Genomic DNA, 15,030 nt, shown 5'->3' with positions numbered 1-15,030 from the left:
TTCAGAGTTTGGAAAGGGATGAGCACATGAAGCTGATCACAGCAATCGTCAAGCCGTTCACGCTCGAGGACGTCAAGACCGGACTCGAGCAGGCCGGAGTGCTGGGTATGACAGTCAGCGAAGTTCAGGGCTACGGCCGACAGAAGGGCCACACCGAGGTGTACCGAGGTGCGGAGTATTCCGTGGACTTCGTACCCAAGGTCCGGGTCGAGGTCGTCGTCGACGACGCGGCCGTGGACAAGGTGGTCGAGGTGATCGTCGAGGCCGCTCGAACCGGCAAGATCGGTGACGGCAAGGTGTGGGTCTCGCCAGTCGAGTCGGTCATCCGGGTTCGCACCGGGGAACGCGGTGGCGATGCACTCTGACCCGAAAGGGTCCGAGAACTTCGGCCCTGGTTCCGTCGCGAAAGCGACGGGGCCAGGGCCGGTCTCGTCAGGGGGATCCGACGAAGCTGCGGACCTGGCCCGCGCACGCAAGGCCCTACTCACCGGAGGCGTCAAGAACAGGAGGCTCGACGCCCCCGCGCTGCGACATGCACTGGTCGATCTGCACGAATTCTGGTTGACCACCAAGGGGACCGAACTGGGCATCAAACCGGATTGTGGGTTTGCCATCGTCGCCGTGGGTGGTCTCGGCCGACGCGAACTGTTGCCGTATTCCGATCTCGATCTGATTCTGCTGCACGACGACATGGACCCAGCAGTCGTGGCCCAGGTCGCGGACAGCCTGTGGTACCCGCTGTGGGACGCGCACATCAAACTCGACCACAGCGTGCGGACGCTTCCGCAGGCGCTTCAGGTTGCGGCCACCGACATGACGGCGGCACTCGGAATGCTCGAAGCACGCCACATTGCCGGCGACGTGGAGCTGAGCAACCTGTTGATCAGTGGTGTCCGTCGACAGTGGCGCATGGACATCCGCAGCCGATTCGACGAATTGATCACCCAGACCCGTACGAGGTGGGAGCGCAGCGGCGAGATCGCCCATCGCGCCGAACCGGATCTCAAGAGCGGTCGTGGCGGGCTGCGAGACGTCCAACTGCTCAACGCCCTGTCCATCGCGCAATTGACCGACGGGATGCCGGGGCTGGGACCCAACTCGCCCGGCGGGGGTCTGGCACTTGCGCACAGGCGGTTGCTCGACGTGCGCACCGAACTTCACCGCGTTGCCGGTCGCGCCCGCGACCAACTGCGAGCACAGGACGCCGACGAGATCGGTGCGGCGCTACGGATCGGTGATCGCTTCGATCTGGCCCGCCTTCTCAGCGAATCGGCGCGCACCATCAGCTATTCGGTCGACGTCGGTATCCGTACCGCCGGAAACTCCTTGCCCCGGCGTGGTTTGTCGCGGCTGCGTCGCGCGCCGGTGCGACGGCCACTGGACGAGGGCGTCGTCGAGCATGCCGGCGAAGTAGTTCTGGCGCGCGATGCGAGACCGAAGAAGGATCCCGGTCTGGTGATGCGGGTCGCGGCAGCGGCGGCCACCAACGGCATGCCGATCTCCGCGTCGACGCTCAATCGCTTGGCAGACAATGCCCCCGAATTGCGTGAGCCGTGGCCGAAAAATGCAGTCAACGATCTCTTGGTCGTGCTGGGTTCCGGATCGCGTGCGGTTCCGGTGATCGAGGCGATGGACCGGACCGGGCTCTGGGGTCGACTCCTGCCGGAGTGGGGGACCATTCGCGATCTTCCGCCGCGCGACGCCGTCCACACGTGGACGGTGGATCGGCACCTGGTCGAAACCGCCGCGTATGCAAGCGGATTCACCACTCGCGTCGCTCGGCCGGATCTGCTCATGCTCGGTGCGTTGATCCACGACATCGGGAAGGGGCGAGGGGGAGACCACAGCGTCGTCGGTGCCGAATTGGCCACCGCGATCGGAAATCGCTTGGGACTCTGGCCTTCCGACGTCGCGACGTTGACGGCGATGGTGCGCTACCACTTGCTGTTGCCGGAAACCGCCACCCGTCGCGACCTCGACGATCCGGCAACGGTGCAGCGAGTGGTCGACGCACTCGAGGGAGACGGGACCCTTCTCGATCTCCTGCATTCGTTGGCGGAAGCGGATTCGCTGGCCACCGGGCCTGGTGTCTGGGGCGACTGGAAGTCGTCGTTGATCGGCGAGCTGGTGCGTCGTTGTCGTTTGCTGATGGCAGGGGAGGAGCTCCCGCAACCCGATCCACTCGCTCCCGAGCAATTGGCCATCGCCGAGGAGGGCGGGGTTCACGTCTCGCTCGTTCCGGCCGAGAATGCGCACACCTACGTCGTGACCGTCATCGCGCCCGACGCTCCCGGGCTGCTGTCTCGGGCTGCCGGAGTTCTGGCGCTGCAGTCCTTGCGGGTGCATTCCGCATCGCTGGGGTCGCATGCAGGTTCGGCGGTCAACTCGTTTGTCGTGACGCCGAGGTTCGGCACACCCCCGCAGGCGGTGCTGCTCCGGCAGGAATTGATCCGGGCTTCGGCCGGTGAACTGAATTTGCTCGAACTTCTCGACGCGAAGGACGAGGAGGCACGGGCAGAGCAGTGGGACGACCCGATCCAGACCAACAAGGATTCCGCGGTTCCGGTGCTCTATGCGCAGGCGCCACCGCGGGTCATCTGGTTCGACGCGCCCGGTGACGGTCAGGCGATCCTCGAATTGCGTACCGAGGACCGCGTCGGCCTGCTCTGCCGACTGGCCGCAGCACTCGAACACAGTGGAGCCGACATCCGGTGGGCGAAGGTCGCCACCTTGGGTTCCTCGGTGGTCGACGCGTTCTGCCTCGACTTCGGTGAGGCCGATACCCGCGCGGCGCGAGAGCGCGTCGAGGAGGCGGTGCTGGCGGTGGTTCCGGTGCCACAACCCAAGAAGAAAGAGGATTGACGGACCGGTTTCGGCAGTTACGCCCGCATCGGCTGGGATCGGTGCGGGCGTAGCGGCTAGGCTGGTGCCCGAGAATATCCACGGCTAACTCGCACGACCTTCAGGAGCGCACTCGGTGTTCGAATCCCTTTCCGACAGATTGACCGGATCTCTCAAGGATCTGCGTGGCAAGGGTCGTCTGTCCGGCGCCGACATCGACGCTACGGCCCGCGAGATCCGCCTTGCCCTGCTCGAGGCCGACGTAGCGCTTCCCGTAGTGCGCAGCTTCATCGCCAAGATCAAGGAACGCGCCAAGGGCGCCGAGGTCTCGGGTGCACTGAACCCGGCTCAGCAGGTCGTCAAGATCGTCAACGAAGAGCTTGTCGAGGTTCTCGGCGGCGAAACTCGTCGACTGCAGTTCGCCAAGACTCCGCCGACGGTCATCATGTTGGCCGGTCTGCAGGGTTCCGGTAAGACCACGCTGGCCGGAAAGTTGGCCAAGTGGCTCAAGGATCAGGGGCACACGCCCCTCCTCGTCGCCTGTGACCTTCAGCGTCCCGGCGCCGTCACTCAGCTTCAGATCGTCGGTGAGCGTGCGGGCGCGGCAGTCTTCGCGCCGCATCCCGGTACCTCCATCGGCGGCGGCGAGAACGCACTGGGCGTGTCCGCAGCCGACCCCGTCGAGGTCGCCCGCGCCGGCGTCGAAGAAGCACGCAACAAGCATTACGACGTCGTGATCGTCGACACCGCCGGTCGCCTCGGTATCGACTCGGAGCTGATGGCGCAGGCCGCCGGTATCCGTGACGCCGTCAACCCGGACGAGACCATCTTCGTCCTCGACGCCATGATCGGTCAGGACGCGGTCAGCACGGCCGACGCGTTCCGTGAGGGAGTCGGCATCACCGGTGTCGTCCTCACCAAGCTCGACGGCGACGCCCGCGGTGGTGCCGCGCTGAGCGTCCGCGAGGTCACCGGCCAGCCGATCCTCTTCGCGTCCACCGGCGAGAAGCTCGAAGACTTCGACGTCTTCCATCCCGATCGCATGGCCAGCCGGATCCTCGGTATGGGCGATGTCCTGAGCCTCATCGAGCAGGCCGAGCAGGTTTTCGACGCCGATCAGGCCGAAGCGACCGCAGCGAAGATCGGTTCCGGTCAGCTCACCCTCGAAGACTTCCTCGATCAGATGATGGCCGTCCGCAAGATGGGCCCGATCGGCAACCTCCTCGGTATGTTGCCGGGTGCCGGCGGCATGAAGGACGCGCTGGCCAACGTCGACGAGAAGCAACTCGATCGCATTCAGGCCATCATCCGCGGTATGACGCCGGCCGAGCGCGACGATCCGAAGATCATCAACGCCTCACGCCGACTGCGCATCGCGAACGGTTCGGGCGTCAAGGTTTCCGACGTCAACCAGTTGGTGGACCGTTTCTTCGAAGCCCGCAAGATGATGGCTGCCATGGCCGGCCGTATGGGTATGCCCGGCGCGCGTAAGCAGGTTCGCAGCAAGAAGGGCAAGAAGGGCAAGAAGGGCGGCAAGGGCCCGACGCAGCCCAAGATGCGCGGAGGATTCCCCGGCATGGGCGGATTCCCGGGTATGCCCGGCGGAATGCCGGCTGGCATGCCCGACCTGTCGAACATGCCCAAGGGTCTCGATCAGTTGCCGCCCGGACTGGAAGGCATCGATCTCTCCCAGCTCAAGCTGCCCAAGAAGTAGTCGGTGGCTGCGCTTCATCTGCGGGGTATCGGTCTGCCCGATGCCGAGCCGATCGAATTGTGGATCGTCGACGGGCTGATTTCCTTCGAGCCGGTGTCCGGTGCGGAGACGATCGTCGAATCGGGTTGGATCACACCGGGTCTCGTGGATGCGCACTGTCACGTCGGTATCCGCTACGGCGGTGGCGGGGGCGAAACCGTCGACGGCTTGCTGGGGCAGGCGAAGACCGAACGTGACGCGGGCGTGCTGTTGCTCCGCGACGCCGGATCGCCGGTCGACACCAGGTTCATCGACGAGCGCCTCGATCTGCCGCGGATCATTCGCGCAGGCCAGCACATCGCAGCACCGAAGCGGTACATCCCGGGCCTGCCGGTCGACCTGGACGACGAATCTCAGTTGCCGGCCGAGGTGGTGCGTCAGGCACGCGCCGGTGACGGTTGGGTCAAGCTCGTCGGGGACTGGATCGATCGTTCCATCGGTGACCTCGCCCCGTTGTGGAGCGACGAGATTCTGGTCGAGGCCATCGCTGCCGCCCATGCCGAAGGCGCAAGGGTCACCGCTCACGTCTTTGCCGAGGATGCTCTGCCCGGCCTGATCAACGCCGGCATCGACTGCATCGAGCACGGCACCGGATTGACGGACGCGACCATCGAGTTGATGGTCGCTCACGGCACGGCCTTGGTTCCGACGCTGATCAACATCGCAACTTTCCCCGAGATCGCGGACTCTGCCACGCGGTATCCGATCTACGCGGCGCACATGCGGGATCTGCACGCTCGTCGACATCGGACGATCGGTGCCGCTCACGAGGCCGGGATTCCGATCTATGCCGGAACGGATGCCGGCGGATCGATCAGGCACGGGCGGATCGCCGACGAGATCGCCGAACTCGAAGTTGCCGGTTTGACGGCGCATCAGGCGCTGGGCGCAGCCTGCTGGGACGCGCGGAGTTGGCTGGGTGCGCAGGGGATCGAAGAAGGAGCGCCCGCCGACCTGGTGGTTTATTCCGAAGATCCGCGCGGAAACCCCGATGTGCTCGCGAAGCCGATGCGTGTGATCCTCCGCGGAACCCCCGTGAGTGGTTAGGGAGTCCCCGCACTCTCGAAGCGCGCACAGGGTGGTTTCCGAACGAGCCCACCCATCTGGCACAATGGACCATTGTTCGTCGCAACCGGTTACGTACCGCTGCGACGGTCACAGGATAGAGGCAAAACCGGGCTCACAAATCGTGTGGGTCGCTGAATTGCACGTGACATGCGCAGCACTGTTGTGCGCGCTGAAGGAGAACTGCAGCTGTGGCTGTCAAAATCAAGCTCACCCGCCTCGGCAAGATCCGCAACGCTCAGTACCGCGTTGTCATCGCCGACTCGCGCACCCGTCGTGACGGCCGTGCGATCGAGACCATCGGCAAGTACCACCCCAAGGAAGAGCCCTCGCTGATCGACATCGATTCCGAGCGCGCTCAGTACTGGCTGTCCGTGGGCGCACAGCCCACCGAGCCCGTCGAGGCACTCCTCAAGATCACCGGTGACTGGCAGAAGTTCAAGGGCCTGCCGGGCACCGAAGGCACCCTGCGCGTCAAGGAAGCCAAGCCCACCAAGCTCGAGCTCTTCCAGGCTGCGCTCGCGCAGGCCGAGAACGAGCCGGTTGCAGAAGCAATCACCCCCAAGAAGAAGAAGGCTGCAAAGGCTGACGAGGCCAAGGCAGAAGACACCGCGGCTGACGCCGAGGCTCCCGCTGCAGACGCCGAGGCTGCTGACAAGTGAGTGCCGTCGTCGCTGATGCGGTAGAGCATCTCGTGCGTGGCATCGTCGCCAATCCCGACGATGTGCGCGTCGAGCTGATCACCGGACGTCGGGGACGGACCGTCGAGGTGCACGTGCACCCAGACGATCTCGGCAAGGTCATCGGTCGGGGTGGTCGCACTGCGACCGCTCTGCGGACCTTGGTCTCCGGCATCGGTGGCCGCGGTATCCGTGTTGATGTCGTCGACACCGATCAGTAGACGGCAGTAAACAGGTGGAACTCGTAGTCGGTCGTGTCGCGAAGTCGCATGGCATCAAAGGTGAATTGGTAGTCGAGGTTCGTACAGACGAGCCCGAGGATCGTTTTGCCGTAGGTTCCGTGCTGCGTGGGCGCAAGCCGCGCGAGTCCACACTGAAGTCGTACACAGTGGAAGCCGCCCGGGATCATTCCGGGCGGCTTCTGCTGCGCCTCGAAGGCGTCAGTGACCGTGGCGACGCAGATGCGTTGCGCGGCACACTGTTTGTCATCGACAGTTCCGAACTCGAGCCTTCGGATGATCCGGACGAGTTCTACGATCACGAACTCGAAGGACTGAAGGTCGTCCTCACGGACGGTGCCGAGGTCGGTTCGGTCATCGAGGTATTGCATTCCGCCGCAGGCGAATTGCTCTCTATTCGCCGCGCCGGTGAGACGTCCGGTGAATTGCTGATCCCGTTTGTCGCAGCCATCGTCACCTCGGTGTCGATCGCCGACGGTGTCGTGGTGATCGAGCCTCCCGAGGGACTGCTCGACCCGGACTTCGGCGACAAGTCGAACAGCGACAATTCGAACTCAGACAACGACTGATCGTTTGTTATGCGTCTCGACGTCGTCACCATCTTTCCCGAGTATCTCGAACCGCTTCGTGCTGCCTTGCTGGGCAAGGCAATCGAACGTGGCTTGATCTCGGTCGACGTCCACGATCTTCGGTCGTGGACCCATGACGTGCACAAAGCCGTCGACGATTCCCCGTATGGCGGCGGACCCGGCATGGTCATGAAACCCACCGTATGGGGCCCGGCACTGGACGACGTGATCGGGCGCTCCGATTCTTCCGGCCCCGATGATGCCGAGACCATTCTGGTGGTGCCCACTCCCGCCGGCGTTCCGTTCACCCAGGAGACCGCGCACCGCTGGTCCAACGCCAAGCACCTCGTCTTCGCCTGCGGCCGATACGAAGGTATCGATCAACGGGTTTTCGACGACGCCGCCAAGCGGGTCAGAGTCGAAGAAGTCAGCATCGGCGATTACGTCCTGATCGGCGGCGAAGCAGCCGTGCTGGTGATGGTCGAGGCTGTCGTGCGACTGATGCCCGGCGTTCTCGGCAATCAGCTTTCACACCAAGAGGATTCGTTTTCCGACGGCCTTCTCGAAGGGCCTAGCTACACTCGCCCGGCTGTGTGGCGCGACCTCGAAGTTCCGCCGGTGCTTCTCTCCGGTGATCACGCGAAGATCAAAGCGTGGCGCCATGAGCAGTCGCTGCAGCGCACGGCCGAGCGTCGACCGGATCTTCTTCCTTAGGTATTTCGCTTCAACCAGGTGATGCTTGCGCCGTCGTCGAGCGATTCGGTTGCAGTCGGTGTGAACGGTGTCGGCTCGAAGTTACCTCTGATCATCGGTATGCCTGCGCCGGCGACTACCGGATACCTCTTGATGATCAACTCGTCGATCTCCGGTAGTAGTTCGCCGGCGAGAGTTCCGCCGCCACACAGCCAGATATCTTGTCCTTCTTCCTCTTTCAGAGATCTGACTACCCCAAGCGGATCGGCGCGAACGATGGTGACGGGGGGATCCTCGGCGTCAGGGATGGTTGTGGAGACGACGAACTGACGCAGGTGCGCGAAGGGGCTTTTCACTCCGGCGGCCAGCCCGGGCTCGTAGGAGCCGCGGCCCATGACGACCGTGTCGAAGGTCCTGTTGGGCGCGTCCTCGATTCCGAGAGCGGGCCGCACATGCGTTGGCACGGTTTCAGGATATCGATCGCATATCCAGGCCGTGATCTGTTCGGAGACCGGGAGGAAATCGAATTCGCCACCAGGCCCCGCGATGTATCCGTCGAGGGAAGCTCCCACGTAGTACACAAGCTTTCGCATATAACGCTCCGTTCGTAGTACTATGTTTGTAGTGGTTTAACTTAGGGTCGTGTCAGGAGTGATGTCAAGTGCGAAAGAACCCGGAACGCCGGCTTGCCCTGATCGACGCGGCAATCGAGGTGTTGGCTCGAGAGGGTGCTCGAGGCTTGACGTTTCGAGCCGTCGACGCCCAGGCGGCAGTGCCGAACGGGACAGCGTCGAACTACTTCTCCAATCGCGACGACCTGCTCACTCAAGCGGGTGGCCGGATCTACGAGCGACTGATTCCGGAGGACCTCGAAGGGATGATCGATCCCGTCAACGGCACCGATCGTGAGCGCCTGGTGACGCTCATGCTCGACGTGGTCGAGCGCGTCACCTCGTTCGGAACGGGTTTCCTCGCGCTCATGGAGTTGCGACTGGAGGCGACGCGTCGACCGGACCTGCGAGCGGTGCTGACCGTCCGCATCCGAGAAGACTTCGATCTGAACGTAGCCAATCATCTGGCGTCGGGCGTGCCGGGTGATGCGATGACCGTTCGCCTGCTCTATTTGTCGCTGAACTGGCTCGCACTGGATCGACTCACATTGCCGGACCTGTTCGGAGAGGAAGATATTCGGACGATCGTCGAGGCGGCGGTGGATCGAGCGTTACCCCGCGAATCGTAGAAGGTCAGTGTCGTTCGGCAGGCTTGCGGCGGAACGAGAAGTATCGATGACCGAAGAAGCTCACACCGGCGACGATCAGCATGACAACCGCCTGGGCGGGAAGCGGCGGGGCATGCAGAATCGACACCGCGATTGTTCCGAGTATCAGATTCAGCACCAGGCCACCGGAATTGACGACGATGAACGCTCCCAGGTCGCGTGCCACATGTCCGCGGACGCGGAAAACGAGAGTCCGATGCAGAACGAAAGCGATGAGGACGCTGATGGAGTACGCGCCGATCACAGCCACTTGATACAGATCCTTGTTGTCGAGGATCAGTGTCCAGATCACGAAGAGCACGTATCCGATCGCCGTATTAGCCACTCCGACAATGGCAAATGCGATGGGTTGATGCTTGACCACCCGAAGCAGTGGGCCGGGGTTCTCGGGTGATGCGATGTCTTCGGTCATGAAGACTCGGTTTTCACGGTGTTGATCCCGTCCTTGCGTCGGGTCCGCAGATACATCCACTCGAGCACGCCGAGTCCGAGGACTCCGGCGACCATCGAAGCGCCGCCGACCTTCCATCCCGGGGGACGCCACGTCAGGACAAGCTCTGCGTCCTTCGTCCCGGCGGGAATGTCCACGGTGACAAAGGACTTCGCGACGACGTCGATCGGGACAGGCTGACCGTCGATGCTTGCCCGATATCCGGGCCAGCCGAGCCGTGCGAACACAACCTTGCCGCCGGTCTCCGAACTGACACGAAGGGTGCTCGACATGTTCGATTCCGCGATCGACGTAGCCTCGACGCCGTGGGCGTCGGCGATGCGTCCGTTGCGTGTCGAGACGGGGCCGTCGACGCGTTCGAGTACCGAGATGTAGTTCTCGTGTCCGGGGTAGTCGACCCATTTCCATCCGTCGGGAGCCGGGTTCTTGCGTGCATCGGGGTAGAGAGCGTTCTGAAGTACGACGCGGTCCACGTTCATCAGGTCGACGATGGTGCGGCCGGTGGTGGGTTCGACGGTGAATGCGCGCCGAAAGGCGTCGGGGCAGACGCTCATGTCCCAACGCATGCAGAGCAGATCACCGAAGTAGAAGTGCCCGTTGGGAGTGTAGCCGCTGGTATAGGTCAGTTCGAGGTCTTTGGGGTAGTTGCCGAAAGCCAGGGAACCGTACGCTCCGTCGAGGGTTTTGTCCCCGGGGGCGATGAGTGCACGGTCGCCCAGTTGCAGTGTCGTGCCTTCGAAGTCGGGGAAGGCCTCTTTCATCTCCGAGCGGGATTCGGGCAGGTTCCAGCTCATCGGGGTTGGTTGCGCGGCCCGAACCTGGGCGTAGGCGATGGGGGAGACCGCGACGATCGCTACGAGGCATGCGAAAGCAGTGCCTTTGGTACGGCCGAGCCAGACCATCGCGGCGCCGAGTGCGGCAACGAGCAGGGCCGAGATCACATGCCATTTCGCGAGCCCGGGAGCTGCCGAGGCTGACCGAATCAGAAGCAGGCCCACGAGGATTCCCGCTGCAACGCAGCGCCCGCGCAACTTGTCGGTCGTGGCGTAACGCCCGAGCAGGATGCACACCAGAAGCAGGAGTCCGATGGCCACCATCGGAAGTACGCGCGCGGGCCACCGCAGTGGGCCGATCGTGCTCGGCCCGGCAGTCCACATGAGGACGGCGACCGTGAAGATCCCGACGGCGGTCAATTCGCGTGCCGCGGCGCGCGCCTTGCCCCAGTCGATGAATGCCAGGGCGGGTATGAGGAACCAGGCGATGTAGACCATGGGCATGGTCTGGATGTATCCCCACCACGAGGTGAACGCGGGCATCGTGCTCGGCAGGCTCGCGTTCAGCGATTCCGACCACGGGACGGCGAGGAATGCGTCGTTCTTGACTTCGGATGCACCGCGCCAGGTGACGTCCGCGGTGAGCAGGCTCGGCAGATACGTCGCGAGACCGGCCAGAGCGGCACACGCGGACACCGCCAGAAGCCGCAGTGACGGCAGCCAACGCCGCTGATAGACAACTTCGCCGATTGCGACCGCGCCGATCATCAAGCCGGATTCGACTGCGGGGAAAACATATTGGACCGACATCGCGAGATACAAGAACACGAAGGTCGGGATCGGACCGCTCTTACCTCGGGCGTAGCGGATTGCCGACGCCCACGCCTGAACCATCCAGGCAGTGCCGGTGAAGGCAGTCATCCAACTGGCCGAGTCGAAGAACAGCAGGAAACCGGTGAACGGAATCGAGACGCCGGCGACGGCAGCCCACGTGGGCTTCGAGCCGTACTCGAGGCAGATCCGATAGACGCCGAGTGCAAGGATGATCGCGAAGATCAACTTCACGATCGTCGCGTACAACGCCAGGTTGTCGAAGGACGGTGCGATCAGGTCGATCAGGAGTTGCGGTGGATTGAGAAGGCCTGCTTCCTCGATCGCGTAGTTGCCCGCCATCCAGTTCTCGGGGACGAGCACCGGGAGGTGTCCTTCTCGCAGACTGCGGCCGAGCATGACCCACAGCGGCGCGTATTGGGACTCGGTGTCGTCGGTGTAGAAGTGACGAGCATTCGCGAGCACCACGGCCAGATAACCGGCGATGACACCGATCGCCGTGACGGCGCCCCACTTGTACACGTCTGCCCGGGCGAGAGTGCGAGTTTCCACCACGAGTTCCAGACCTTAACAGGGCAGGTGGGGCGTACGGAGACGCGAGCGCGTCACGCGCCGCCGGCATCCGAAGTCAAGACATCTCTGCGTGTTAAAGTTCGCGACGGTGTGGGCCCGATCGTGCCTGTCTCTCGGCGCCAGTCGAGCCCCCTGAAGGGAGTGGAAGCGAGTGCACTCGATTTCCGTCGTAGTGCCCGTTTATCAGGGCGAAAAGACGATCACGGCGCTCGTCGAGGAGTTGGACGGCCTGGGCACACCGAGTGCGACGCCCGGTGGTGCGCAGTTCTCCGTCGACGAGATCGTGCTGGTTCACGACAACGGCCCGGATCGCTCCGACGTCGTGTTACTCGAATTGGAGCGCCGTTTCGAGCAGGTGCGTGTCGTGTGGCTCAGCCGCAACTACGGCCAGGACGCGGCGACCATCGCCGGCATGGCCGCTGCAACTGGACAGTGGATCGTGACGATGGACGAGGACGGCCAGCACGACCCGGTGCACATCGGGGCTTTCCTCGACACCGCGCTGACGGAGCGATCCGATCTCGTGTATTCCAAACCCACGAACACACGCCCGCACGGATTCTTGCGGAACCTGACCTCGCGCGGCGCAAAGATCGTCTTGGCGACGGTATTCGCGTTCCCTGATTCGACGAGATTCGAAAGTTATCGCCTGATCCGCGGTGACATCGGCCGACAGTTGGCCGGCGTCGCGGCCAACGGCGTGTATCTGGACGTTGCGCTGACGTGGGTTGTCGGTAACACGGCCACGGCGCCGGTGACACTTCGAGCCGAAGGCCGCGAAGAATCCGGGTACAACTACCGCCGTTTGTTCTCGTTGTTCTGGAAGATGGTGTTGTGTAGCGGAACACGCGGTCTGCGGCTGGTCAGCCTGCTCGGAGTCACCCTGGCGTCGGCCGGCGTGATCATGGCCGCGGTGATCTTCATCGGGGCCATGACCGGCGACAACAATGATCCCGAAGGATGGGCGTCGATCATCATGGCGCTGCTGGTCTGTTCGGGTGCGATCCTGTTCTCGCTCGGGCTCATTGCCGAATATCTCGGTGTGGCACTGCACGTCCTTGTCGGAAAGCCGCTGTATCTGACTGTCGACTCCCCGCGGCCCGGAACCTCGATCGATCGGCGTAGTCTTGAGCACTGATCGCATCATCTTCTCCCGCCCCTATCGGGCATCGAACGAATTGTCGAATCTGGCAACGGTTCTGGAGTCCGACCACATTCACGGTGACGGACGTTTCACCAAGTCCGCGACTGCAGCGCTCAAGGCGATCACCGGATCCACGCATGCTCTGCTGACCACCTCGTGCACGCATGCACTCGAATTGGGTGCGCTGCTGCTCGAATTGGGCCCGGGCGACGAGGTAATAGTTCCGAGCTTCGCGTTCAGTTCGGCGGCGACCGCCGTCGCGTTGCGCGGGGCCACTGTTGTTTTCGTCGACATCGATCCGAGTACCGGCAACATCGACCCGGCGTGCGTCGCGGCGGCGATCACCGAACGCACCAAAGCTGTACTGGTCATGCATTACGGCGGAGTCGCCGCGGACATGGAACCTCTCCTCGACCTCGCGGAACTCCACGGCGTTGCGTTGATCGAAGACAACGCTCACGGACTCGGCGGAAAGTGGCGCGGGCGCTCGCTCGGCACCATCGGAACTATCGGAACGCAGAGTTTTCACGACACAAAGAACGTTCACTGCGGTGAGGGCGGCGCGCTGTTGCTCTCCGACGATCAGTTGATGACTCGCGCCGAAATCATCCGTGAGAAGGGGACCGACCGTGCGCGTTTCCTGCGCGGGCAGGTCGACAAGTATTCGTGGCAGGACATCGGGTCGAGTTATCTGCCCAGTGAACTCAATGCCGCCGTCCTCGACGCACAACTCTCCGAGTTCGACGCGATTCAGGCGGCCAGGCATCGCGTCTGGGATGCCTACAGCGTGAGTCTGGGCGAGTGGGCGGCCGCGAACGGTGTCGTGCCCATGGCGGTGCCCGATGATCGCGAGCACACTGCGCACCTGTTCTATCTCAAGATGCCGACCGAAGAGAGCCGTGACGGCTTGATTCGGCACCTTGCCGGTGACGGAATCGTGGCGCCGTTCCACTACGTTCCGCTCGATACGAGTGCGGCCGGTGTGCGCTACGGACGAACACCGCAGCCGTGCGTGCGTAGTGCCGAGTTCTCCGCGTCGATCCTTCGACTGCCGCTGTGGCCCATGCTCACGTTCGAACAACAGGACCGTGTCATCGGTTCGGTGCTCGAGTACAAGCAGGCTTGAGGACGAACACGACCGCGTGGATCGAATCAGGGCCCGGAAGCTTCGGGCATCGCCGAATCCGCGGTCGTGGATGCCGCTGCCCAGTCGTCGATGCTTCCGCTCGGGAAGAGAATCTGCGTGACGCCGGTGACCGTGTCGCGTGCGTGCAGTGCACTTTCGTCGTCGACGGCATCGGTGAACGAGGTGTCGGGATAGAAGCTGTCCTCATCCGTGTACTGGACGTCTTCTCGCGAACCGATCGCGATGATGTATCGGTTGTCGTCACCGACGATGCCGGTGGACAGATGGATCCACTTGTCCTCGACACAGCACATCCAGCCCTGTTTGACTCCTATGACGGGCTCGCCGAACAAGGCCTCGGGCAGGCCGAATCTCTGGTCGTAACCGTCGGTTCCTTCGGGAGTGGATTGCCGCAGGTACTCGACGAACTGCTCGACCCGTTCAGGTCCGAGTTGATCGGAGTCGTCGAGGACACCGCTGTAGAAGGTGACCAGGTCACGTGTCGTGGTCTCGGTGTTCCACCACATTCCGTCCCAGGGCGGCGTCGTCGCGGTCAGTGCGTAACGCTCGGCGACGCGGGTGATCACCTCTTGGCCGCCGACCTCGTCCCACAGGAGGTTGGCTGCGGTGTCGTCGGAGGATTCGAGCATCGCCGCCATGAGGGTGCGATCGTCGTCCGTGATGGGTCGCTCACCGCGCGCATCCTGATGAAGTAGATCCTCGGCGATGAAAAGTTTTGCCACCGAGGCTGTTTCGATCTGCTGGTCACCGGCGACGTCGAGGTACTTGTCCGAGGAGCGGTCGAGGATGGCGATGGAGACGTCCGCACCACGCCCGAGCGCAGCCACCTGAGCCTGTCCCAGACGGCCGTCGAGGGTCTCGGCTACCGGAACATTGGTGTCGGGAAAGGCGGGGGTCTGCATCGGATCATCCGGGTTCTGTCCACCGCTGCACGAAGCCGCAAAAGTAACTGCGGCCACCATTGCGGCAATCCGGACGTACCGCGTACTCAT

15 protein-coding genes are annotated in these 15,030 nt (G+C 63.4%); 11 read left to right on the top strand and 4 right to left on the bottom strand.

What is annotated here, in order from left to right; translation table 11 throughout:
* Positions 1 to 26 precede the first annotated feature (26 nt).
* The 8 genes from QRN54_RS22435 to trmD all read left to right on the top strand — a co-directional run bounded on the left by QRN54_RS22435 (position 27) and on the right by trmD (position 7,861).
* Positions 27 to 365 (top strand): P-II family nitrogen regulator, encoded by a 339-nt coding sequence (locus tag QRN54_RS22435; protein ID WP_003942772.1) that lies wholly within the window; start codon positions 27 to 29, stop codon positions 363 to 365.
* Positions 355 to 2,862, top strand: a complete 2,508-nt coding sequence (locus QRN54_RS22430; RefSeq protein ID WP_003942689.1) for a [protein-PII] uridylyltransferase — start codon at positions 355 to 357, stop codon at positions 2,860 to 2,862. The genes QRN54_RS22435 and QRN54_RS22430 overlap by 11 nt, the downstream gene beginning before the upstream one ends.
* A gap of 115 nt (positions 2,863 to 2,977) precedes the next feature.
* Entirely contained in the window at positions 2,978 to 4,555 is a 1,578-nt protein-coding gene (ffh, locus tag QRN54_RS22425) for a signal recognition particle protein (protein WP_003942713.1), read from the top strand.
* 3 nt (positions 4,556 to 4,558) lie between these two features.
* Complete coding sequence (locus QRN54_RS22420) at positions 4,559 to 5,641, top strand: amidohydrolase family protein (RefSeq protein ID WP_050656640.1); 1,083 nt, start codon at positions 4,559 to 4,561, stop codon at positions 5,639 to 5,641.
* Between the two features lie 209 nt (positions 5,642 to 5,850).
* Positions 5,851 to 6,321 carry a 30S ribosomal protein S16 gene (gene rpsP, locus QRN54_RS22415; RefSeq protein ID WP_003942818.1) on the top strand — a complete coding sequence of 157 codons (471 nt, stop codon included), beginning with the start codon at positions 5,851 to 5,853 and terminating at the stop codon, positions 6,319 to 6,321.
* Positions 6,318 to 6,560, top strand: coding sequence for an RNA-binding protein (locus QRN54_RS22410; protein WP_003939023.1), 243 nt, complete (start codon positions 6,318 to 6,320; stop codon positions 6,558 to 6,560). Before rpsP ends, QRN54_RS22410 begins: the two co-directional genes overlap by 4 nt.
* 14 nt (positions 6,561 to 6,574) lie before the next feature.
* Positions 6,575 to 7,147 carry a ribosome maturation factor RimM gene (gene rimM / locus QRN54_RS22405; protein WP_256520596.1) on the top strand — a complete coding sequence of 191 codons (573 nt, stop codon included), beginning with the start codon at positions 6,575 to 6,577 and terminating at the stop codon, positions 7,145 to 7,147.
* A gap of 9 nt (positions 7,148 to 7,156) precedes the next feature.
* Positions 7,157 to 7,861: a tRNA (guanosine(37)-N1)-methyltransferase TrmD gene (trmD, locus tag QRN54_RS22400; RefSeq protein WP_003942745.1), complete on the top strand. Its 705-nt coding sequence runs from the start codon at positions 7,157 to 7,159 to the stop codon at positions 7,859 to 7,861.
* Here the strand turns inward: trmD and QRN54_RS22395 are convergent.
* Positions 7,858 to 8,433 (bottom strand): dihydrofolate reductase family protein, encoded by a 576-nt coding sequence (locus QRN54_RS22395; RefSeq protein WP_042450814.1) that lies wholly within the window; start codon positions 8,431 to 8,433, stop codon positions 7,858 to 7,860. The genes trmD and QRN54_RS22395 overlap by 4 nt on opposite strands.
* Positions 8,434 to 8,501: 68 nt before the next feature.
* On the opposite strand from QRN54_RS22395, the gene QRN54_RS22390 reads away from it, so the two are divergent.
* Positions 8,502 to 9,080, top strand: a complete 579-nt coding sequence (locus tag QRN54_RS22390; RefSeq protein ID WP_042450812.1) for a TetR/AcrR family transcriptional regulator — start codon at positions 8,502 to 8,504, stop codon at positions 9,078 to 9,080.
* Between the two features lie 4 nt (positions 9,081 to 9,084).
* Here the strand turns inward: QRN54_RS22390 and QRN54_RS22385 are convergent, their stop codons facing one another.
* Together QRN54_RS22385 and QRN54_RS22380 are read right to left on the bottom strand one after the other, a co-directional pair.
* A complete protein-coding gene (locus QRN54_RS22385; RefSeq protein WP_030535434.1) occupies positions 9,085 to 9,531 on the bottom strand; it encodes a GtrA family protein in 447 nt (148 codons plus the stop codon).
* Positions 9,528 to 11,726: a hypothetical protein gene (locus QRN54_RS22380; protein WP_070162269.1), complete on the bottom strand. Its 2,199-nt coding sequence runs from the start codon at positions 11,724 to 11,726 to the stop codon at positions 9,528 to 9,530. The genes QRN54_RS22385 and QRN54_RS22380 overlap by 4 nt, the downstream gene beginning before the upstream one ends.
* A 172-nt stretch (positions 11,727 to 11,898) precedes the next feature.
* Between QRN54_RS22380 and QRN54_RS22375 the strand changes: the two genes are divergently transcribed.
* Both QRN54_RS22375 and rffA read left to right on the top strand, forming a co-directional pair.
* On the top strand, positions 11,899 to 12,885 hold the full coding sequence (locus QRN54_RS22375; protein WP_042924429.1) for a glycosyltransferase: 987 nt from the start codon (positions 11,899 to 11,901) through the stop codon (positions 12,883 to 12,885).
* On the top strand, positions 12,875 to 14,017 hold the full coding sequence (gene rffA, locus QRN54_RS22370) for a dTDP-4-amino-4,6-dideoxygalactose transaminase (RefSeq protein WP_003942806.1): 1,143 nt from the start codon (positions 12,875 to 12,877) through the stop codon (positions 14,015 to 14,017). The genes QRN54_RS22375 and rffA overlap by 11 nt, the downstream gene beginning before the upstream one ends.
* A gap of 26 nt (positions 14,018 to 14,043) precedes the next feature.
* Here the strand turns inward: rffA and QRN54_RS22365 are convergent, their stop codons facing one another.
* Complete coding sequence (locus tag QRN54_RS22365; protein WP_007729299.1) at positions 14,044 to 15,030, bottom strand: serine hydrolase; 987 nt, start codon at positions 15,028 to 15,030, stop codon at positions 14,044 to 14,046.

This window comes from Rhodococcus sp. MEB032, from assembly GCF_030208925.1.
GTDB lineage: Bacteria > Actinomycetota > Actinomycetes > Mycobacteriales > Mycobacteriaceae > Rhodococcus_F > Rhodococcus_F qingshengii.
Note: the sequence above shows the minus strand (reverse complement) of the source record. Positions and strands in the feature narration are given on the sequence as shown.

What these genes read in the sequence shown, in the direction of transcription:
- QRN54_RS22430 (WP_003942689.1), top strand. Translation starts at nt 355, where the DNA reads ATGCACTCTGACCCGAAAGGGTCCGAGAACTTCGGCCCTGGTTCCGTC.
- QRN54_RS22365 (WP_007729299.1), bottom strand. Translation starts at nt 15,030, where the DNA reads ATGAGTACGCGGTACGTCCGGATTGCCGCAATGGTGGCCGCAGTTACT.
- QRN54_RS22395 (WP_042450814.1), bottom strand. Translation starts at nt 8,433, where the DNA reads ATGCGAAAGCTTGTGTACTACGTGGGAGCTTCCCTCGACGGATACATC.
- trmD (WP_003942745.1), top strand. Translation starts at nt 7,157, where the DNA reads ATGCGTCTCGACGTCGTCACCATCTTTCCCGAGTATCTCGAACCGCTT.
- QRN54_RS22435 (WP_003942772.1), top strand. Translation starts at nt 27, where the DNA reads ATGAAGCTGATCACAGCAATCGTCAAGCCGTTCACGCTCGAGGACGTC.
- QRN54_RS22385 (WP_030535434.1), bottom strand. Translation starts at nt 9,531, where the DNA reads ATGACCGAAGACATCGCATCACCCGAGAACCCCGGCCCACTGCTTCGG.